Source organism: Mucilaginibacter sp. KACC 22063, from assembly GCF_028736115.1.
Classification (GTDB): Bacteria; Bacteroidota; Bacteroidia; order Sphingobacteriales; family Sphingobacteriaceae; genus Mucilaginibacter.
Genome location: NZ_CP117877.1, coordinates 4,596,268 through 4,618,473 on the forward strand (window position 1 = coordinate 4,596,268; position 22,206 = coordinate 4,618,473).

Annotated in this window: 16 protein-coding genes and 1 tRNA gene; 5 read left to right on the forward strand and 12 right to left on the reverse strand. The window is 37.7% G+C overall.

The genetic code is table 11. The features are described 5' to 3' along the window. The first annotated feature begins 15 nt into the window (after nt 1-15). Both PQ461_RS20180 and PQ461_RS20185 read left to right on the forward strand, forming a co-directional pair. Nucleotides 16-2,685, forward strand: a complete 2,670-nt coding sequence (locus tag PQ461_RS20180; RefSeq protein WP_274207370.1) for a lantibiotic dehydratase — start codon at nt 16-18, stop codon at nt 2,683-2,685. A gap of 10 nt (nt 2,686-2,695) precedes the next feature. Further along, nucleotides 2,696-4,294 (forward strand): hypothetical protein, encoded by a 1,599-nt coding sequence (locus tag PQ461_RS20185; RefSeq protein WP_274207371.1) that lies wholly within the window; start codon nt 2,696-2,698, stop codon nt 4,292-4,294. A gap of 479 nt (nt 4,295-4,773) precedes the next feature. Here PQ461_RS20185 and PQ461_RS20190 read toward each other — a convergent pair whose 3' ends face one another. From PQ461_RS20190 to PQ461_RS20220, 7 genes are all read right to left on the reverse strand, one after another. Continuing rightward, nucleotides 4,774-5,163, reverse strand: a complete 390-nt coding sequence (locus PQ461_RS20190; RefSeq protein WP_274207372.1) for a hypothetical protein — start codon at nt 5,161-5,163, stop codon at nt 4,774-4,776. A gap of 122 nt (nt 5,164-5,285) precedes the next feature. Continuing rightward, nucleotides 5,286-5,864, reverse strand: coding sequence for a helix-turn-helix domain-containing protein (locus PQ461_RS20195; RefSeq protein WP_274207373.1), 579 nt, complete (start codon nt 5,862-5,864; stop codon nt 5,286-5,288). 82 nt (nt 5,865-5,946) lie between these two features. Beyond that, entirely contained in the window at nt 5,947-7,131 is a 1,185-nt protein-coding gene (locus PQ461_RS20200) for a tyrosine-type recombinase/integrase (RefSeq protein WP_274207374.1), read from the reverse strand. Nucleotides 7,132-7,205: 74 nt separating this feature from the next. After that, nucleotides 7,206-7,493: a hypothetical protein gene (locus tag PQ461_RS20205; RefSeq protein ID WP_274207375.1), complete on the reverse strand. Its 288-nt coding sequence runs from the start codon at nt 7,491-7,493 to the stop codon at nt 7,206-7,208. Further along, on the reverse strand, nt 7,483-8,304 hold the full coding sequence (locus PQ461_RS20210; RefSeq protein WP_274207376.1) for a hypothetical protein: 822 nt from the start codon (nt 8,302-8,304) through the stop codon (nt 7,483-7,485). The genes PQ461_RS20205 and PQ461_RS20210 overlap by 11 nt, the downstream gene beginning before the upstream one ends. Beyond that, a complete protein-coding gene (locus PQ461_RS20215; RefSeq protein ID WP_274207377.1) occupies nt 8,301-8,942 on the reverse strand; it encodes a hypothetical protein in 642 nt (213 codons plus the stop codon). Before PQ461_RS20215 ends, PQ461_RS20210 begins: the two co-directional genes overlap by 4 nt. 90 nt (nt 8,943-9,032) lie before the next feature. Further along, nucleotides 9,033-9,722 (reverse strand): hypothetical protein, encoded by a 690-nt coding sequence (locus PQ461_RS20220; RefSeq protein ID WP_274207378.1) that lies wholly within the window; start codon nt 9,720-9,722, stop codon nt 9,033-9,035. Nucleotides 9,723-10,027: 305 nt separating this feature from the next. On the opposite strand from PQ461_RS20220, the gene PQ461_RS20225 reads away from it, so the two are divergent. Then, entirely contained in the window at nt 10,028-10,468 is a 441-nt protein-coding gene (locus tag PQ461_RS20225; protein ID WP_274207379.1) for a hypothetical protein, read from the forward strand. A 1,598-nt stretch (nt 10,469-12,066) separates the two neighbouring features. On the opposite strand, the gene PQ461_RS20230 is transcribed toward PQ461_RS20225, so the two are convergent. Together PQ461_RS20230 and metG are read right to left on the reverse strand one after the other, a co-directional pair. Beyond that, nucleotides 12,067-12,138: transfer RNA gene (locus PQ461_RS20230), tRNA-Arg, on the reverse strand. Nucleotides 12,139-12,233: 95 nt separating this feature from the next. Further along, nucleotides 12,234-14,306: a methionine--tRNA ligase gene (gene metG, locus PQ461_RS20235; protein ID WP_274207380.1), complete on the reverse strand. Its 2,073-nt coding sequence runs from the start codon at nt 14,304-14,306 to the stop codon at nt 12,234-12,236. A 46-nt stretch (nt 14,307-14,352) separates the two neighbouring features. Here metG and PQ461_RS20240 point away from each other — a divergent pair, with 46 nt between their 5' ends. Both PQ461_RS20240 and PQ461_RS20245 read left to right on the forward strand, forming a co-directional pair. Continuing rightward, the gene (locus PQ461_RS20240; protein ID WP_274207381.1) at nt 14,353-15,255 is read left to right on the forward strand and encodes a S66 peptidase family protein; all 903 of its coding nucleotides are present in this window, start codon (nt 14,353-14,355) and stop codon (nt 15,253-15,255) included. Nucleotides 15,256-15,270: 15 nt separating this feature from the next. Further along, nucleotides 15,271-15,678 carry a DoxX family protein gene (locus PQ461_RS20245; RefSeq protein ID WP_274207382.1) on the forward strand — a complete coding sequence of 136 codons (408 nt, stop codon included), beginning with the start codon at nt 15,271-15,273 and terminating at the stop codon, nt 15,676-15,678. A 61-nt stretch (nt 15,679-15,739) separates the two neighbouring features. Here the strand turns inward: PQ461_RS20245 and PQ461_RS20250 are convergent, their stop codons facing one another. The 3 genes from PQ461_RS20250 to PQ461_RS20260 all read right to left on the reverse strand — a co-directional run bounded on the left by PQ461_RS20250 (nt 15,740) and on the right by PQ461_RS20260 (nt 22,191). Further along, nucleotides 15,740-17,224, reverse strand: a complete 1,485-nt coding sequence (locus tag PQ461_RS20250) for a RagB/SusD family nutrient uptake outer membrane protein (RefSeq protein ID WP_274207383.1) — start codon at nt 17,222-17,224, stop codon at nt 15,740-15,742. Nucleotides 17,225-17,238: 14 nt separating this feature from the next. Further along, nucleotides 17,239-20,409, reverse strand: coding sequence for a SusC/RagA family TonB-linked outer membrane protein (locus tag PQ461_RS20255; RefSeq protein ID WP_274207384.1), 3,171 nt, complete (start codon nt 20,407-20,409; stop codon nt 17,239-17,241). A 249-nt stretch (nt 20,410-20,658) separates the two neighbouring features. Beyond that, nucleotides 20,659-22,191 (reverse strand): SusD/RagB family nutrient-binding outer membrane lipoprotein, encoded by a 1,533-nt coding sequence (locus PQ461_RS20260; RefSeq protein WP_274207385.1) that lies wholly within the window; start codon nt 22,189-22,191, stop codon nt 20,659-20,661. Between the last annotated feature and the right edge of the window lie 15 nt (nt 22,192-22,206).

Here is a 22,206-nt window from a genome sequence, read left to right on the forward strand (position 1 = left end):
ATAATTACCTCAACCTTGAAATTATTTAATCATGTACTTACCAGAACTTGTGGTCTTTCATTTGAAACGGCATGTCAGAGTTCGGAACTATTACTGGCCGCAGCCATAAAGTATATCAATATTAAAGATGAGCTCACAAAAATTAAAATAATTCTTCTTGAAGAATTACACGACCACAACCAAGCACTTACAAACCATGGCTTACAACAGAAAATTCAAAACATAAGAAGAAAGATTTTTCAGGATAAGGACTTAAATGAAAGTGACAAGAATTTAATATTGGAAGCTTCTCCTCAAATAGCTTTTACTTATAAGAGATTTCAGTCCATTTTTTTAACTCTGGAAGATGAAAATCAAAAAGGCCAATACATCTTTTCCAAAACAATTCTACATGAACGACAATCGCTGCGTATACAAGTTCAAAATGATACTTTTAAAAATGCTGTAGCGCAGTCAAGTCACCTATTATTAAGTCAAATCGAGAAGATAGGCAAACAACAATCTATAACAATTGATAAGAAATATTCACAAGCAGAAAAAAGCTTAATTAAATATTTATCTAGAGCAAGTACAAAAACATCACCATTCAGCACCTTCACCAATCTTACAATTTCGAAGTTAGTACAGAGTGATGATGCAAATCCTTATGTCAAAGTTGAAAAAAAACCAATAAAAATAATAAAATATACAAAAGTTAACAATTTACTTCAGTTAATTTTCATTGAGGTCTTGCTTACTTATGAGGAAGTTTTTATCGACTTAAATTTAAAGTTGAATTCTACTTTTCGAAAAGACAGTAAGGGGTACAGTTTTTTGGTAAACTTAAAGAATATTGATCATTTCCAGACTGTTGACTCAAACGCATTATGTGAACTGATAATTTCCCTTTTGATTTATGGTAACTTGAAATTTATTGATATAATTAACAAAATTACAGAAGAATTTGATATTGAGAAGAACTATCTGATTGACTTTTTAAAGAACTGCATAAAAATTGGACTATTGGAAATTGATTTAGGATACTCTCCCCTAGACGCACAATGGCTGGTTAGCATGTTAAATGTCATAAACAAGGTCAACTCATCCAAATTAGATAAGTTTGGTGAAATCCTCAAAAAACTAGCATATGAACAATCAAGATATCATCTAGTCTCACTATCCCAAAAAATCATTATTCAAAGTGAATGCTATCAGCAAATAGAAAATTTCTTAACCAATGATTATGCACAACCATTAACCGTTGATACCGAATATTATTTAAAATTTTTCCAAAATGCCATCAAAAAAGAAAGCTTGTTTTTTGAAGATGTTAAATCCAACATTGAAATAGAAATAGGCGGCGCTGGAATTGAGGAGGATTTTCAATTATTACTAAAAGCGATACGTAAATTAAGCTTCTTAGATGGCAGGAGGCACGACAAAATCAAAACATTCAACTTTTATAAAAATTTCTACCCTCATAAGACAACGGTTCCTCTTATCGAGTATTATCAGGATTATTATAAATTTTTGAAAAGGACTTCGAAATCTCAAGCAACACCCGAGGAAGATCAAAATAAGGATTTAAAAGATGCTTATCAAAACCATTTATTAAAATATGACAGATGGAAAGATAAACTAATATCCTTATTAGATTTAGATTATTTCAACGACGATAAAAATGAAATTAGAATCACTTCAGAAATTTTAGATGCTTGTAATAATGAAGTCGAATTTTATCCTGAAAATGTAGGAAACAAGTCTTACGCTGGTTTTTTTCAAATGACACTAGCGCCTAAAAACGAGAAGTACATCTGCGAAAAATTGATAGTCAACTCATTCTATTCTGGATATGGCAAAATGTTCTCACGTTTTCTACATATGTTTGATGATGAAGTTACAACTGAGATTAAAAAACAAAATGATAATTTAAGACCGGTAGAGTCAATATTTTGTGAGCTTCAGGATGCCTCTTTTCATGGTGCAAACCTCCATCCTGCATTATTTAACAACGAGATACGGATGCCTGGAGGACATAATTCATTACCTATCGAAAAACAATTATCTGTATTTGATATCAGCATAAGTCCATGCCATGACAAAGAAGAGCTGATGCTGATGGATAATAAATCAGGTAAACGGATTTATCCGTTTGATATGGGGTTTCAGGTACCCAAAGGCCGATCTGAGTTATATAACTTTTTAACGACATTTTCCTATGCAGAGAAGACAAGTTTCCATATACTAATTCATTATATTACAAAAGCATTCATCAATAAATTTGAACAGTCAGATCTTATTTTTATACCAAGAATAACATTAACTGATAGGTTAATTCTTAAAAGGAACCAGTGGATCATCAAAACTTCGGAAATTCCAATTATTCAAATAGGTGAAGAAGAATACAACTACTATATACGGCTGCAAGAATGGAAAATTAAACATCAAATTCCTGATCGGGTTTTTATTAGATTACAAGGGGAAGGAATTAATTCAAAACTTTCAGACCGTATAAACATTGATGACAGAAAACCTCAATTTTTAGATTTAACAAGTCCTTTATACATTACTTTGCTCCTCAAATTGCTTAAAAAAGCTGCTGATAAAATTCTTCTTGAAGAAATGTTGCCTACAAGTAATCAACAAATCGAACTTGAAAATAATAGTCATTATGCAACTGAATTTTATATAGAAGTTAGTGATTAGTAGTTTTTAAATGAAAAAAGAATTATTATCTGACGCTATTCTTAGCGTAGTCGAGAAATATTTTCCTTTCGCACAGGGAGTAATGGTCTTTGGAAGTCAGGCTTTCAACACCTATTACGATGAACAAAAAGATATAGATGTTTTCCTATTGTATAATACAGTATTCTATAAAGGTATAAAGGATCAATATTTCAATGGAAAAAGATTTGATATCGGGTTTATACCAGCAAAAAATTTTGAACTTTTTCTTTTAAAAGAAGCAAACGCAGGAAAAAAAAATATCATAAACTCTTTGAAGGATGGAAAGATTTTAAAAGATCAAAACAACCAATTATCCAACTACAAAAAATTAGCATTTGAACTCTACAATCAAAAAAATGAACTTAAAAGCATTGACAATAATAAGTTTAGAATAGATGTCATATCCTTGAATAAATTTTACAACGATTATATTACAAGACCAAATACCTTAGAAGGAAATTTTACTTTTTTTAATCTGATCAATACTTTAATTGATTTAGAGTTGTCTAAATCAATTGGCTGGACACCAATTGGAAAATTTAAAACACGCCTTTTAAAAATAGTGAACCCTAAATTATTTTTGGATTTGGAAAGTTTACTGCTTTATAATAACGATATATATTTGAAAATAAAAGTCATCAAACGATATGTTGATGAATATAGTGAATTAATCCAAAATAATAATTTCAGTACTTACACATTTGATTTCCGTTGGGGGACTTACTGGGTGGCCGAATTTCAAGATGAAAATTCGATAAGTGAAACATTACATTCTTTTACTAGGGAGAATGCAAACAATATTGAAATATGCTTATTGAGTCAGCCTTTCAAATATATGAATAATACAAACAATTTTGTAGTTTTCAGAGGTAATGAAGAAATAATAAACAATATCACAACTAATTTAAGTAGCTCTTTCAAAGCCATTCGACCAGCCAGCTTTTTCCTTATCGAAAAATTTAATGGTGGTCAATCAGCTCTCGACATCAGCATGAAATTTTATTTTTATTTAAGTAAAAATTTAATTTTGAATGAGGATTATAGAGATGTCAATAAAACTGTTTTTGGTTTATCTATATTGATTATTTATAATTCATATTTAACAAAGTCTTCATTAGCGACAACTTTTTTTCTAAATTATCTTTTGGATAGTTGGGCTTTATACAACTATAATCATGAGAATACAAAAGAATGGATTGAGGCAACAAACACTAATGTACTTGATGATGTAAGGTTAAACTCTATTTACCAGGCTCAATCTAAAGAATTGATAAATTTAATTGGAATCTTAAATAACCTGGATCTAAAAAATATGGATGATTGGCAAATAGACTTAGCTAATCACATAAATGACTTATTGAACAATTTAAATCAGACTGACATACTTATTCCTGAATTTGAAGAAAAGCTATTGGAGTATAATTACGAAGGAACACCACTTTGTTTTGTTATAAGAAAACAATTAGAAGTTATATTTTCAATTCTTGAAATTGATGAAAAAGAGTGGTCGTACTTAGTTGAGTTACTATATTATCACATTAATAAATCGTCAAAATCAGTTACAACGATTGATAATGTAAGAAGGTAATTTCTGCAGGTAAACAACCTTTTCGACAACAGCTTTTTTCACATGTTCTTCAACACGGTTATTTACAAAGGGTTTGTGCCTGGATATTTCTGCAATGCCAACTCGCCACCTTGTTCATTAAGTTCCTTGAATAGGTAGAAACCACCATGTGAGAAGCCTATTAATTTGCAGTATTGTGATACGTTACCTAAATATTGAGCAAGATCTAATATGCCCAACTTGTTTTGATGATCTTTGCTTGTGTTATCATTTATTCTAATCTCATTTACATTCTTTAATTATCGTAACTGTCTAATTAAATCGTGACTATCTCAAAAATAACGCATGTATGTCGATACTTATTTATAAATCCTCATTAGTTGAATATTCTTCATTCAATCAAAAAGGGAGATTTAGAGGGAATTTTGTCTGGGCTTCGCCCATCCATCCTTCCCTTACCCCCAATCCCCTTTTAACTGAAAACCCTAAAATGATTTTGCTCAAGGAATTTGTTTACAGGTCAACAACTCAGGATCTAATGCAGAGCTTCGATTACGGTTACGCTTAAACGGCCTGATTATGATACCACCTAAGTAGGCCTCTTCTGCTTTACACTGGATATTTTTGATGAAGCATTTGGTTGATCGGTAAAGCTTGCCACTGTCAAGGTATTTTCCTTGGCAACCGTGGCCGTCAAGCGTGATATTGAAGAAGCCAACTTTTAACCCCATCTTATCAACAGTTAAACTTTCGCATTTGCTACATACATAATTGGGATACCTGTCAGAATATGCTACGTACCGGTTACATATCGGACAATGCTGCTGGTGCTTGTGCTCCCTTATATCATGAGTTTTAAAAGTTTTCTTCACTTTATTGTATAATTCCATTTTTAATGTTAAATCTTGACCGAGGCTGAATAATAATATCCGCCTGCTTATCTATTCAGCTCGTTACCCAATCGTTGCCCTTGGGTCTTAAAAAGCACTAAAAAAGCCTGAACTTTTTAGGTTCAGGCCGCTTCTTTCATCCACTTATTGATTTCCTCTTGATAGAAATATGTTTTTTTACCGTTCTTATGATGGGGCATCCCTTCTGATATCCTTCTGTTAAGTGTTGCCCTACTGAATCTGAACAGCTCCATTACTTCTTCTTTTGTGAGCCAGTCTTTGCTCAGGCGTTTCTTGGCATCCTGCATCACATCGAGCTTTTGATTCACATCCTCAACTGTTAGCCTTTCTGAGGAATTTAACCAATATTCTATTTCTGCAGTGATCCATCTGATCGGCTCGAAATTCAATTGTTCGCTTACATCTGACATTTCTTCATCGATCTCATCTTTAAATGCCTGATAGAAGTCGGGGTCAGGGTACCTGGGCACTTGAACCGCAAGCTTTTTAAAGAAGTAAAGTGCAGCAAGTTTGTCTTTGGCAGGAAGTTTCTTGATCGTGCTTTCTATAAATTCAATGAAATCCTTATTGATATAAAGCATTTTAGTTTGCTTAACCAACCTAACTTTCATTGCTTCGGTTAAACGTGGTTGTTTATGATACGGTTGATTTGCTTTGACTTTTTCAGTTGCGTTTTTCATCTTTTTCCATGATTTAGTGTTCGTTTTCCATGCGGATAGGTAGCATGGAAACATAAATTATTCTTGAATTTCATTTGACATGTTAAATTGCTTTATTGTACATCGCAGCTAAATTCTCCATGCTACCGTGGAGGTCAGCTTGAAGGCTTTTTGCATAGATCTGTGTCTCGGTAATTTTAGAGTGCCCCAGCAGGTCTTTGACATATAGGATATTGGTTTTAGCTTCTATCAGGTTTGACGCAAAGGTGTGCCTGCTGGAATGGGAGCTGATCGGTTTATTGATGCCCGCCTTTTCCATCAGCACTTTTAAGTCCCGGTTCAAAGCTTGATTGGTGATCTGTGGTAGGACCAATGTTGTTTTGGACTTGATCGTATGTTTCCCATATTTTTCAATAATGTCTTTGGTAACATACATCAGGGGTATAGTAACCTGCTTTTTCACCTTGGTCATCTCGACCGTAATAGTGTTAGTACTGTAGTCAATGTTATTCCACGTCAGGCTCATCACATCGCAGTAACGCAATCCTGTAAAACAACCGAATAGGAACAGGTCTTTGACTTTATTAAGATAAGAAGCTTTTTCAGGCACTTGAAATGCCATGAGCTGGTTGACTTCTTTAACACTTAAGAATTGTCTTTTTCCTACTGCTGACTTGACTTTGAAGTAACGGTATGGATGCTGATCCATAGGATAGTAACCTTTTTTTATCGCTTCATTGATGATGCTCTTGAGGTTCTTGTGTCTCCCAAATTTCCCTCCTGTTCCGTTCCCTCGTTTTTTACCCATATACAGATCAAACTTTTGAACGAACTCATATGACAGGTCGCCGAAATCTGCTTTTGGTGCAAATTCTTTGAGCACATTTAATGTTGACCGGTAAGACTTCAAGGTGTTCTCGGCTTTACTTTCAGACCACAAATCAATTTGTTCCTGGAAGAAGCTATAAAATGTTACTTTGGCATTTTCCTGGAAGAAGGCGCAAGCGCTGGTCAACGTGACTGTTTTTCCTAATGACTCCATTTGCAGCATTTCCGTCCACCATTTATCCATCTTATCAGTAAGGCACTTCGATAGTAGCTGGTTGAGTTTGGTATTCTTTTTAGGAAGCGATGTCGATTTATCCCAATCTTTCTCACTTATATATTTTCCGGTTGGAACCCTGTTAGTGGCAGGTCCAACTCGAATAGAGTGGTAAATGGGGACAAGCCCATCGCACCTTTTCTTATCTGGTCTTAAAACTGCTTTGATATTATATGTCAACCTCATAACTATTTGATTATGTTTTAATTGTGGCTAATATCCAACGCTTATTTTGTTTTATAAAGTTTTGCGTTTCGATTTTAGCGGTATCCCCTGTCTTTGGCTTTTGCTTTTAGGTAAAACATCATTGCCGCCCTGTCTCCGGTCAAAACGTATTCTTGAAAGAAACGGCCTTCAACATAGTCCTTAAAACTTTCCTCGATATCTACTACTTGTTGAGCAAAATCAGGGTCATTATTCAGATATTGATAAAGCATTGTACGGCCTATACCCGTTTTCTTACAGGCCAAAGCCTTGATACCTAATGCATTTTTTAGTTCCTGTAAAAACGTAGTCTTTTTCGCCTCGATTGTCATCTTATTTTTCATTTAAATAGAGTTTACGTTCAAGCTGCAAATCAAGCTGTAGCGCATATCGCTCAAGCTCCTGCTGTGGTGGAAGGCATAATCTCATACCGTTGTTATTGTAATAAACAATTGTATAACGGTAAGCTAAACCATTCTGTGGCGTTATAATCGGCGTTACCCCGTGATAAAAACGCTGACCGTCAAACAATAGAATATAGCCGTCTTGACAGGCAAAGGCTATGTTTAATTCAGGAAGTATCAGTTCGCCCCCAGAAACAGCACTTTTAAGTATTAGCATACAAGAAAGGCCATCTTTAGTATTCAACCTGTCCTTATGATATCCTAATGAAGTATTTTTGTTAATAACGCCACTTGTAAATGGTGTTCCGCTAATTCTATAAGACGCATTTACTCCCCCTTTGCTGAAGTTTGCTACCACTTGTTTGGCATATTGCGGTTTGAAGTACTTCTTATAGGGTTTTGACATGAGCCGCCCATATTTCAAAAACACGTCGTGCAGTTCAGGATGATTTTGTCTAAATTTGGTATGCCGACAATAATCGCTACGGCTTGCATTTCGGGCAGATGCATTAATAGTTAATGTCTTTGTTAAAATCCCACTTTGGCGTTGAACTTTGCCAAACTTCAGATTCAGGCAAGCTGAGCGTACCTCTGTAAGGTCAAATTCTGCTTTTTTATAGATGGCGATAAGGTTACCCCCCTCGTATATACAGGCTTCCCTATCTATTAATGGTTTAGATATATGTGCCAGGTTTGGCTTGCTCTTTAATATGCCAATGTTTTTTTGAATTATAACTTCGATATGCCTCATAATTGAACAGGCATTTGGTTCAACAATTTGCTTATAACATGGCCCATAGTTGGCAGGTGCCATCGATTCTTTAGCTGTTTTAGCAATAAAGCATCCCTCGAAGGGATAACAGCAGCAAAACGAACGCCGTGATTTGGCTCAGTTAAATTGGAACGATTATCCTCGTGCCTTTTTGCAATTTGGCCTGCTTGAATAATTTCATCTTCTGTAAGGCCAAAATCGGAAGGATCAAAGCCAGGAAAATGAAGATCAAACTCACTTAAGTCAAAGCCGGCATGTGTTTGATTAAGCCGCAGGTGAATTTCTTTCGCGACAGTTTGATTTGGTGGATAAATTTGTATTGCGGGAATAAATTCATTTCCTAACTCTCTCCAAAACTCAGTTCTATGCCAGCCATCTAAGACCTCTTTGTTAGAACCATTGATTACTATACCTCCTATAAAGCCATAAGTAGATAAACTTTTGACAATACTGCTTACACGGCTTTCTACAAGTTGCCTTTTATGAAAATCGGGTCTTGAAAGTTCTGCTATTTCTACTTCTGTGATTGTTTTAGTGTCCCCGATGTCGAAAATTTCGAACTGTTCCTTCTGAACTTTCTGAAGGATACTCAAAAGTTGTTGGGATTGTTTCTTCATTTGATTTGCTTATAGTGCAAAAGTCCACAAGAAATCAATCCTCAGCAATCACCAAACTATCCCCATGATAGATAACACACTGGCAAACAGTTAATTATTTGATGGATTAGGCTGTATTACACTAAACAAGCCTTGGGTAGTAATTGGACTTGGAGCATCGTTTCGATGATAATCCTTAAGATTCGCTTCCAAGCTTATGCTTCCAGGCACTTCAAACAATGCAGCAAGGGCTCTGTAATACGATGCATTGCTCCCTTTTACAGTAATCCAACCTTTTCTTTTGAGCTGATCAAATAACTCTGCTAATTCCTTTTGTTCCCCCTTCCACGTAAGCTTTGCTATTTTAGCCATATTTACCTTTTTATTAGATAGATAGGCAGATGTTAATTGATTTATTATTTGTATTTGAAGCTTTACTTGCAGTTCCTCGAACTGATGAATCAATTGTTTTTCTCTCAACGAAAAAGGCTGTTCAATTCCAAGATTAGAATCATAATAATGTTCTTCAAACGTTAGTACTTCGATAATGCTTTCTACTAATAGTGCTCGCTTGTTTGCATCAAGTTCATTTAGATAACAAATATTGATTAAGCTTTCAAGCTCAATATAATATGAATCCAACACCTCGTTTTCAAAGGTTTCCAAAGTGCTGAAATCATTAAATATGATGTAGTTGTTACCCTCTTGATTAGGAACAACGGCAATACTTCTTATTTGTAAAAGCTTCTTAATTGTTGAAACGTTAATACTTATCTGATATTTAGCGTCTTCAAGGGTCATTTTTATATGTATTTCATACAAATTTAGTTATTGGAAAGATTTTAAGATATTAGCCTTGAAAATTAATCATATCAATATTGAATAGATAAATAATAGAACATATTGTCATAACGATCTTGCGTTAGTTAAGACTTGCAGAGAAAACGGGAAATTTTTAAAGCACAAGTACAGACTAAATGCACATGCTACAGGCGTGCGCTATAGTTTATTGTGCTTGGGATTCCCGTTCCTCTCTGCAGTAGCTACAGTTGTACGCCTGCGTTTTAACAAACCTTTTACAACTGGAGGTACATAAGAACCTTCTAATGAAAAAGTCTCTCATTTATTTTATCGTTTTTTTTATTGCAGCATCTTCGAGTGCGCAAACTCCCAAAAAAGTCAATCAATTTCCCGAAGATTATTTAGGAAAAACCGTTACTTTTAAAAATGTCGCCTTTTGGCCAAGGCTTCACGAACTGAATGGTTACTATGAAGTGCTAATCAATACATCTGATGATGTTGACGGTGATACTTGGGGTTTCGGCAGCTTAGACAAAATTTATGGGGCTGTTATGAAACCCTTAGCCAAGAAAATGATATCAGCCAATTTTGGCGGGAAAACCACACAATACTACTATGGATCAGTCACTGGAAGAATAATTAAATCCAAAGTTTTTGGATCAGATTATATTTTTCTCATAACAAAAATTGTAAATCACCCTATTAATGAACCAAACAACATTGTCCACTTCTTTAAGTATCCTTAATTATGGAACCTGCCATACCTGCTCCTGCTTTACTACAGCTTATTGCAGGGAGGTTTATACAGGTCAACACGTTGCTTCAATTATGGCAGAAATATACGAAGCCTTTAAAGCCAATTTTAGCTGCTATCGTTAAAAAGAACAACTCCCTGAACCTTCTATCCAAGCCGAGGACAGATCGTTGCGCTCTCAAGATATTTCAACATTAAAATAGATTTATTCGAGCGACCAATCTAAAGTCGAAAATAAACCATTTGAATTCGTTGCGGCAGCACCAATGCTATTTGTTCTTATATCTTAATCTTAAGTATGTAGACTTGCGGTCGATTTGACATTATGATCTTTTCTTCTCTGTAGACTATTATGCAGAAATTCTATCATTAAGACTGAAGGTATACACTTTCTTTTTCTTTCTCTCCCTCACGGGAGACAAAGAGGTAAAACTTTGATACACTTTACCTCACATACATTAAAATTTATTTTTTTGCTTAATGATTTATTGGAGTGAAAGGTATCTTGTACAGGCTTTGAAGATACGATTGAGTTGCCTTTTTAGGTGTTCGGTTGTTCGGTGATACTCACTGTCTGATTAATATTTTGCGATGATTTCCATGTTTTATATGATTTAGTTTAAGGTTTTCTTTGATGATGATTCAAATGGCTTCATCAACATTCAGTTTGCCTGAATTTATTTGACAGCTTAAAAGCCTCGATCTGAATTGTATTAGTAAGCAGTTTTTTATTGCGAATTTAGTTTTATTTGGATAAAGGTGTGTTGGTATAGACCGTTGCACTATCAACAAAATACTTCATTAAAACCGAGTGATTTTTTGCTCGACAGTTTTATCTGTCAACTACGTTTAAGAGTTATTTCTTTAGCCTGTTAAGTCCAAGATAATTGATTTCAGTCAAATCAAGATCAAGACAATTCATCAACCATTAGATGATTCTTAGTTTTGGATACAACCTTTACACATCATCAGATCAGAAAATGTATTTTTAGTAATATTTCTCTCTCAGAGAGAGAATAGTAGCTTTACTCAGAGGCAGCCTGCGGCCGCATCCAGACAAACACCTCCATTCCCCCCATCCCCCTTTCCTCCTCTTAACTCTGAATTCGAAAAACATTTTTTTATTGTATAAAATGTTCCATCAAATCTCAAATTGGTTATTCATCTGATGAACATCATTCGATCTGGAATTTTTAGACTTAGGCGTAAGTTCATTTTCTATTTGATACCCTGAACAAATACTTTTATAAGGCAATATGTTTATTTCAATTTTAAAGTTGAAAAGCCAACCGGAGCGCAACTTTTAAGCTTCACCCGACTCTTTCCCCAAATGAGAGATGGACGGTTTCACTCTCAACATATTTTATCATTCAAATCAATAAATTCTTTCAAAAAGATTCAGAATAAAACATAAAAGTTTGATGACGATGCGTCAATGCTCCTTCTGATAATTCCCGTATCTGAGGTTCAAAAGTTCATTCTTGCTCAAATCGTCTCAAGCTTTACTCATTCAGCCTCACTCAGATTTTACCTATTGTCGCCCCTTAATGCAAAAAACGCAGCCCTTATGTGCAAGAACTGCGTTTTTAGTACCCCCGACGAGAATCGAACTCATATCTAAAGTTTAGGAAACTTCTATTCTATCCGTTGAACTACAGGGGCAATTGGCTGCAAATTTATTATTTAAAGTGCAGATATACGAATATGCAAAATGTAAAAGTGCAGATATTGTTTCCAGTTACCTGCACTTTTATAAATTATCTGATTACTGAGCCTGGCGCCATCTGGCTTCCAGGAGAAACAAACTCCAGTTTACCTTCTGCATTTTCTGCCATCAGGATCATTCCCTGCGAAAGGATGCCTTTCAGCTCCCTTGGTTCAAGGTTTACCAGTATGCTCACCTGCCTGCCAATAATAGCATCAGGTTCAAAATGCTCTGCAATACCCGATACTACGGTACGCGTATCAATACCTGTATCGATGGTTAACTTTAACAGCTTTTTAGTCTTGGCTACTTTTTCGGCGGTAACTATAGTACCTACCCTGATATCCATAGCGGCAAACTGATCGTAATTAATATTCTCCTTAGCCGGGGTTACGGCTGGTACTTCGTCCTCTTTAACCGCACCGCCGTTTGCTGCATTTACGGCATCACGCTTGGCATTCAGTTTATCTATCTGCTTTTGGATTACTTCGTCTTCTATCTTTTCAAATAACAGAGCTGGTGCGTTAAGCTGGTGACCATCTGCAAAGCTTATTTCTTCATCAAAAGTCACCACTTCGGCTTTCCAGTTAATCATGTTAAACATTTTAGCAGCAGTGCCTGGTAAGAAAGGCTGAAGGCACGTGGCCAGATGGCCGATCAGCACTAAGCAATTATGCAATGTTTCCCGCGCACTTTCAGGGTCTGTCTTAATAGCTTTCCAGGGCTCCTTTTCTGTAAGGTAACGATTGCCTAAACGCGCCATTTCCATTACAATTTGCTGTGCCTGACGGAACTTATAGCCTTCGAAGCTTGCTTCCAATTCATTATACAACTGACTTATATCATTGCTTAAATTAGCATCAGTCAGTTTAATATCACCGGTTATCTTGCCATCGAAAAATTTATGCATCAGCACCATAACGCGGTTAACAAAGTTACCCAGTATAGCTACAAGCTCGTTATTTACACGTGCCTGGTAGTCTTTCCAGGTAAATTCGCTGTCGCTGGTTTCCGGGGCAATGGCGGTAAGGTAATAACGAAGCTCATCCACCTTATTTGGGAAATCAGCTAAGTACTCGTGCATCTCAATGCTCCATCCCCTGCTGGTCGACATTTTATCGCCTTCCAGATTCATAAACTCATTAGCAGGCACATTCTCGGGCACAATAAATTCGCCTTGTGTATGCAGCATCACCGGGAACACAATACAATGAAACACAATATTATCTTTCCCGATAAAGTGTACCAGCTTGGTATCCTTACCTTTCCAGTAAGGCTCCCAGTCCTGATTATTATCAATAGCCCACTGGCGTGTAGCAGATATATAACCTATAGGTGCATCAAACCAAACATAAAGCACCTTGCCATCTGCACCTTCAACTGGTACTTTTATACCCCAGTCCAGATCACGGGTTACAGCACGCGGATGCAGGCCACCATCGATCCAGCTTTTGCACTGTCCGTAAACGTTGGTTTTCCAGTCGCCGGCATGGCCTTTTAATATCCACTCCTTCAACCAGTCCTCGTACTTGTTTAACGGTAAGTACCAATGCTTGGTTGGTTTCAGCACCGGCTTATCACCGCTTAACGCAGACCGCGGGTCAATCAGTTCTTCAGGGCTTAACGAAGTACCACAGCGCTCGCACTGATCGCCATAGGCATGTGTATTACCGCAGTTAGGGCAGGTACCAATAATGTAACGGTCAGCCAGGAAGGCATTTGCCTGTACATCAAAATATTGTTCAGAAACTTTTTCTTCAAAAATACCTTTTTCGTTCAGCTCACGGAAAAACTGTTGTGCAGTTTCATGGTGTAAAGGCTCGCTGGTGCGATGATAAATATCGAACGAGATGTTCAACTTCTCAAAGCAGTCTTTGATCAACGCGTGGTATTTATCAATTATTTCGCGCGGCGTAGTCCCTTCTTTCATGGCCTGGTTGGCAATGGCCGTGCCATGCTCGTCAGAACCGCAAACAAACACAACGTCACGTTTTTTCAAACGCAGGTAACGTACATACAAATCAGCCGGGATATAGGCGCCGGCAAGGTGGCCAATATGTTTAGGCCCGTTTGCGTAAGGCAAAGCCGCGGTGATGGTATATCTTTTATATTTTTGATTTTCCAAAGTTTATAAGTGCTTTGTTATATTTTGGCAAAGATAATTGATAAATATGAGCATAACGCCCCCCTATCTTAAAAAAGGCGACCTGGTTGCCATTACCTGTCCCGCTAAAAAGCTGCCTCAGCCAATGAATGATGCTGTAGCCCTGCTGCAATCATGGGGCTTGCGGGTCGTATTAGGTGAAACTACTTCGGCTTCGTACCACCAGTTCGCCGGGGACGATACCTTACGCGCACAAGATCTACAGCATTTTGTTGACAACGATGAGGTAAAGGCCATATTTGCGGCGCGGGGCGGCTATGGCACTATCCGTATAATTGACAGTATTGATTTCAGCCGGTTAACAACTAACCCCAAGTGGCTCATTGGGTTCAGTGATATTACCGTGCTCCATTCGCACCTGTTTTCAAATTTCCATATAGAAAGTATACACGGGCAAATGCCGATCAATATTCCTGATGCTTCCGCACAATCATTACAGTCGCTGAAGAAAGCCCTGTTTGGCGAGCCCTTGAGTTACATTTTTGAAACAACTGCCCAAAATAATCCAGGCGAATCAACAGCAGAAGTTATCGGTGGCAACCTCACGCTGCTGATGGCGCTATCCGGATCGGTTTCGGACGTGGATTATCGTGGGAAGATTTTATTTATAGAAGATGTTGGTGAATATCTGTACTCTATTGACAGGATGTTATACCATTTAAAACGTGCCGGAAAGCTGAAAGGATTGGCCGGATTGATTGCAGGTGGGTTTACCGATTTGAAGGATAACGATATTCCTTTCGGCTTTACAGTTGCTGAAGTCATATTAAATGTAACCAGTGGGTATGACTATCCTGTCTGCTTTGATTTCCCGGCAGGGCATGTAAGCAATAATAATGCATTGATCATGGGCAGAACAGCAAAACTTATTGTCCGGCCTGATAACGCATCTCTTGAATTTTTCACCTAACCATTAATATACTTTATGACATACTTAGCAAATCTGGGCAAATACAGGAACCTTGGCTTATTAATCATCCGGGTAGGGCTTGGCATCATGTTCATTTATCATGGCTTTCCGAAACTGGCGGGAGGCACCAAAACCTGGGAAGAGGTTGGCAGCGCTACCAAATATGTAGGCATTCATTTCTGGCCGTTAGCATGGGGCTTGCTTGCCGCAGTTGTAGAGGTATTCGGCGGCTTTTTACTGATCATCGGGTTAGCTTTCAGGCCTGTGTGTATATTGATGCTCATTAACCTTATTGTAGCGGCTTTTATGCACTTCGGGCTGGGTGATGGTATTATGGGCGCATCACATGCCATTGAAGATGCAATAGCTTTTGCCGGTTTAATATTTATCGGCCCAGGCTCTTATAGCGTTGACAAAAAATAAAGCTGCAATAAAAAAAGCGCCTGGCATAATGCCCGGCGCTTTCAGGTTAGTTTTTTAGTTATTAATTGTTAGAACCACCTATAAGGGTATTGTATAACAACTCATCATTTGATATCGGCCAGATATACTGAGGATTGCTTGGAGCAATAGCCTGAATATTTGATTTAGCCGGGATAGTTCCTAAAGTTCTCATGTAGTCGATATTGCGGAGACCTTCGCCCAGAAACTCAATATTACGCTCTTGTAGTATGGTGTTTACCAAAGCAGTGCCATTGGCAAAACCACCTGCAGTAAATGTTGTGGTAGCATCTGAACGCTGACGAACAGCATTAAGCAATGCAATTGCCTGTGCATCTACGCCATTAAGTCTTGCTCTTGCTTCAGCTAGGTTCAACAATACTTCAGCATAACGCATAACAGGGGCATAATCAAGATAGTTGCCAATGTTATTCCACTTAGCTAAATAATATTTACCAGCATTTGCAGGAAGCCCTGATGCTACCACAAAGTTAGTTCTGCGGGCATCTGTAGCTTTCCAGTTTGGATCAGCAATGACACCAGCAGGATTTAAGTGAAACTCTGCATTACCAGCAGTACTACCATTTGCGTAATAATAATAACCTAAAGCATTCTGAGTACCCACTTGCTCTGTTGATAAAACAAACGGAACAGAGAATATAGACTCGGTAGTGGTATAAGGTGTTCTAAATACGTTAAGTATGTTAGCCTGCAATGCATTGGCAACACCAGTAGTTGCGGTAAATGGTGCAGTTGTACTTACTATTTTATTGGCTTCGGTAATAACTTTATCATATTGCCCCATAGTAAGGTATACGCGTGTTTTAAAAGCGATAGCCGTATTGCGGTGCGCCCTTGTAGTATTATTTATTGCAGTTGAGTAAGATAACGGCAATGAAGTTTCAGCATCATTAAGATCTTTTATGATCTGTGCATAAACATCAGCAACACTGCTTTTTGCTAAAGATTGGTCTGAATAAGATGACAACCCTACTAAACGCAAAGGCAAGCCCGGTTTTGCACCATTACCATCAGCATATGGGCGGGCATATAATTGCAGCAAACTGTAATAAGCAACAGCACGTAAAAATTTGGCTTCACCAACATAATTAGCGCCTGTGGCAGCACCAACAACTGCAGTACCTGTGCTGGCCATACCATCAATAAATAAATTACATAAGTTGATGGTATAATAAGCTTGAGACCATAGGTTTAATACTTCTGTGCTTGTGGTATTAACGTTAGCCGCCCATGTATTTGATGCGGTGATCTGGTTACCAGAGTCATTGATCCAGTTATCGGCTTTCACATCATTGTAAACCTGGAACCTGCCGCCCAGATATTGACCGTTGCGGGTATTTGCATACAAGGCCAATACCTGACTTTGAATACGGGCTGCGGTTGAAAAGGGCTGCCCACCCTGATCAGCTACCTGCGTTTGGCTGGTAGGGTTTAGTAAACTTTTTTGGCAAGAGTAGTTGGTAGCTACTACCGCGCCTAATATGATTATTAATAATTTCTTTTTCATCTTTAAATACCTAATTAAAATTTAACATTGAAACCTGCTGTAAATGTTCTTTGCAAACCAGGCTGGTTTCTGTCCACACCTTGCGTACTGTTTGATACACCTACTGCAGCAGTACCGTTTCCGCTGTTTGATGAAATCTCTGGATCCGGACCAGGGTATTTAGTAATAGTGAACAGGTTATATGCGCTTAGATATACACGCAGATTTGAAAGGCCGATACGGCTAATTAAGTCTTTTGGTAAAGCATAACCCAGGTTAATGCTTTTTAATTTTACAAAGTTTCCGCTAAATACGTTAATATCTAATGGTAATGATGAGCCGTTTGATACGTTGTCACCATATACAACTTTAGCAAAGTCGGCACCGGTTTGTCCTGGTGTAGTCCAACGACCAGTTAAGATATCGGTTGAGTTGTTCCAGAAGCGTTGGTCATGTAAACCAGCTCTGGTTCCGTAATAAATTGAATAACCTAACTGATAGGTAAACAACACATTCAGGTCAAATCCTTTATAGCGGAAGTAGTTGCTGAAACCACCTAACACCTTAGGTGCTGTATTTGCATAGTTAACAGCATCTGCTGCTTGCGTAATAGCAGAAGCACGTGTACCGTCCGCATATTCCCATTGGAAGTGGCCGGTTGGAATAGCACCAGATGGATAATAGTATACTTTTTGACCCGCTGCATTTAAGAAAATTCTGCGGCCGGTTGCAGGATCAACGCCCGCTGTACGCACAATATATAAACTACCTAATGAATGGCCTACTTCGTTGATATTAGTTACCTCGTTACCCGAAGTAGAGTTAGTTAATTTATTTATACCCGGTACAATAGAAGTAAGTTTGTTTTGGTTGAAACTGATATTAAATGATGGAGACCATGTAAAATCTTTGGTATTGATTCCACGTGCATTTAAGGTAATTTCCAAACCTTTGTTATACATGCTACCAATATTTACCGATGGGTTAGTTGGTAAACCAGCAGATGGAATGGTTGGCACACTGAATATAAGGTCTTTGATTTTATTTTTATAATAAGCAACCTCACCTGTGATCTTATCATTCAGGATACCGAAATTAAAGCCGATATCTGTTTTAAAGATGGTTTCCCATTTAAGATTAGCATTACCGGTTTGATTGAATTGCAGGGTTGCTCCTCCATTATATAAACCATTAGAATACAAGCCATAAGAATCATATGCCCCAAAGCCTTGTGCGTTACCAACTTTACCGTAGCTACCGCGTAGTTTAAAACTGCTGAAAATTTTATCTGCACCTATTTGAGTCCAGAATTTTTCGCGTGTAATTTCATAACCAACAGAAGCTCCCGGGAAATACCCTTTTTTATTACTAGGGCCAAATACAGAGTAATCATCACGACGTACGGTACCACTGATGTAGTATTTTTTATCAAAGTCATAATTTAATCGGCCAAAGAAAGACACCAGGTAATAATCACTATATTGATTACCAGAAGCAGCATTTGCCGAATAGCCCGCTTGTATTACGTTAAAGCCCTGATCTGATATACCGGTACGGTTGATACCAAAGCCTCTGATTGTCCTGCGGTCCTGCTCGTTACCAAACACAGCATTAAAAGTGTGTTTGCCGAATGCTTTATCAATTTGCAAAGTATTATCCCATACCCATCTTTTTTGGTTGGAATAGGTATCTGTTGCCGAGCCTGAGCTTGACACCCCATCACCTTGAAGTGCGTTTTGGAATATATCAATATTTCTGAATAAGTAATCGATACCGTAAGTAGTTTTAAGCGTTAACCATGACAAAGGCTTAACCTGGAAATAGATATTAGAGTTAACCTGGTTTAGCTCGTTGTTAGAACGGTTCATATCAATAATAGGAAGAATGTTATAATAAGAAAAAGAAACACCTTTATTGGCGCCGATACCCAAAGTGTTGCTGTTTAAATTATAGCTTCCATCATTATTATAACCAGAAACGTTTGGCGGAGATACCAAACCAATACGGCCTAAACCTGTAATACTGAACGCATCATCTTGAGAACCTGAGCCTGTAGCTGCATTATTCAATTGGTTGGTATAAGCGATTTTACCACCTATAGTAATGTACTTACCAGCTTTATGGTCAACATTTGCTAAAATTCCTTTTTTCTCAAAAGAGTTTTTAACAAGTATGCCGTTTTGCTTGGTCCAGTTTGCAGATAAATAATAATTAGTTTGTTCTGTTGCTCCGGAAACACTCACCGTATTGTTATAAGAGGTACCGGTTTTATAAATATAATCGAACCAGTTTGTATTAACAGGCTGTCCATCCGGGCCTGTTTGAACAGCAAAGTAAGTAGTGTTCGCATTATATAAACCGGCATTAACCAGAGCTTCATTTTTAATGTCGGTATACTGTTGGGCATTCAGCATCTTAGGTAGGTTATAAGCCTTGTTCTGGCCTATCCAGCTATCTAAAGTCACAACTGCTTTACCCTTTTTACCTTTTTTGGTAGTGATAAAGATTACACCGTTGGCAGCACGGCTACCATAAATTGCACCTGCAGATGCATCTTTTGCAATGTCGACACTTTCGATATCTTCAGGATTGATGTTACCAAGCGGGCTACCGCCAGCTGCAGTTCCACCATTTTGTGTACCATCAAAAGCAGGCACACCATCTATTACGTATAATGGCTGTGAACTTAGGGCTACTGAGTTGATACCACGAATACGGATCACCGGGTTTGAGTTTAGCGTTGCGCCAGGAACAGTAACCTGCACACTTGCTGCGCGGCCGCCTAAAGACTGCTGAAAGTTTTGAACCGGCTGCTGGGCAAGATCTGCGCCTTTTACAGAGCTGATGCTACCGTTATTGTCGCGCTTTACCTGTGTACCATAACCAATTACCACAACCTCGTTAAGGTCGCTGCTACGGCCAGATAGCACAACATCCAGGCGGTTGTTTGCCGGAACAACTGTTTGTGGCACAAAGCCAATAAAGCTAAACGTAAGGGCTTGTCCGCGTTCAACTTTAATTGAGTAAGTACCATCTGCGCTTGTTTGCACCCCTGTTTTGGTGCCTTTAACTACGACGCTTACACCCGGTAATGGTAAGCCATCATCTTTACCGGTAACGGTACCGGTAACTGTGCGGATTTGTGCATAGGCTTGAGTGCCTAACAAAATCAAAACCCACAAAAAATTGAGTAGAATTTTTTTCATGCGTTATTAGTTTGTTTAATTAAGTTCTCTAAAATAATTAATTTTTAGAATTAACAAAAAAATAACACGCTTTTATTGATTATTATTTAAACAATGCTTTGATAATGTAGAAACTTAAAAATTTAGTTACCTACAATTAAGTCAGGATTTTTTAAGACTTTTCAATCAATAGGCTGATTGTAAAGCAAAACGGCCTCTTCCTATAGGGAAGAAGCCGTTTTTATTAAATCTGATGTTGATTAAATAAATTTAATCAACATCCCAGAAAATACGGGTATCGTAAATGTTTGCAATTTGCGGAATATTTGATCCGTTAGCATTTACTTCGTTTTGTGGATAAGGTAATCTTACAGGGAATTTACCACCGCTTTGCTGATTTTTGGTAAGCGGGTTTGCTTTAGGATATCCAGTTCTTCTGAACTCGGTCCATGCTTCCAAACCATTGATACCATTCAAAGCAATCCATTTTTGAGTTACAATTGCTTCAACTTGCTGCTCTGTAGTAGTAGCTAATGCAAAGTTTACTAAACGGTTAGTTGGGTTAGCAGCAATGTAAGTTGTAGCCGCTGTTGTTGTTGAACCTAATAGCTTATAAGATTCAAGGATACCGTTAGTATAGTTAGTTGCTGCAGCTGCTGCACCGCCTGGTAATAAACCTCTTACCTGGGCTTCTGCCTGCAAGAAGAAGCTTTCAGAAGCTGTGATCAGGTAAGCTGGAGTAGCATAACCACCATCAGCTGAAGATTTAACGATTGCAGCACCAACTGGTGACAGATCTGTAGATCTGTTACCAGTTGTAGCAGTACTACCTGCAACTACACCTTTATAGGTATTAGTTGTACCCGGAACTGGCCTATATAATAAGGTATAACGGGTATCGTTAGTATTTTGCAAATAAGTTAATGCAAAATTATTAGCACGGGTTGCGGTATAGTTTGATGTAGCAGCACCTGTTAATGAAAAACCAATAGAAGTATAGATAGGGCTAAACTGGCCTGATTGGTTTGCATATCCAGGATTTGAACCTGCATTTTCACCTGCACCCAAGAAAGTTGCATTTGCTAAAGAAGCGGCAATAGCGCTTACCTGTGCCTGGCGGCTTGCCACACGGCTTTGGCGTATCATTACACGCAATTTAAGTGTGTTGGCAAATTTACGCCAGTTGTTCATCTCTGTAGTTAGGTTAGAGTTTTTGAACACAATATCAGCATCGCCAGGTTTCGCGGCAGTGGTGCTTACATCAATGTTAGCAATACCATCGTCAATCAATTTAACAATATTATCATATACGCTTGCCGCTGAATCATATTTAGGATTAATTACCTGGGTATTTTTCAATGCATCAGTAAATGGCACATCACCCCAAAGATCAACTAAAACCTGGTAATCATACGCTTGAACAATTTTGGCAATTGCAACAAGATTCTTTTTGCCATTTGCATTATCAATTACATATTGCAAATTTTTCAATGAGTTTGCGTAGATATCTGTCCAACCGGCATCATACGTTGATGGCGTAATGTTATATGTTTCCTGCGGAATATAAAACAAATAATCTGGTGCTTGTCCCCAGTTACCTGTTAAAAGATTACCCAGCACATTGAAACGGCCATTAACATTAGATCCTAAAAAGTTTGTTGCACTTGGCAATACCAATTCAGGTGTACTGGTAGATGGACTATTTGGGCTTGTATTTATATCTAAAAAGTCTTTTTCACAGCTCGAGGTAACCAGTGCAAATAATGCAACCGTTAAACCTCTAAAAATATTTTTCTTATTCATCACTTTTCAATTAAA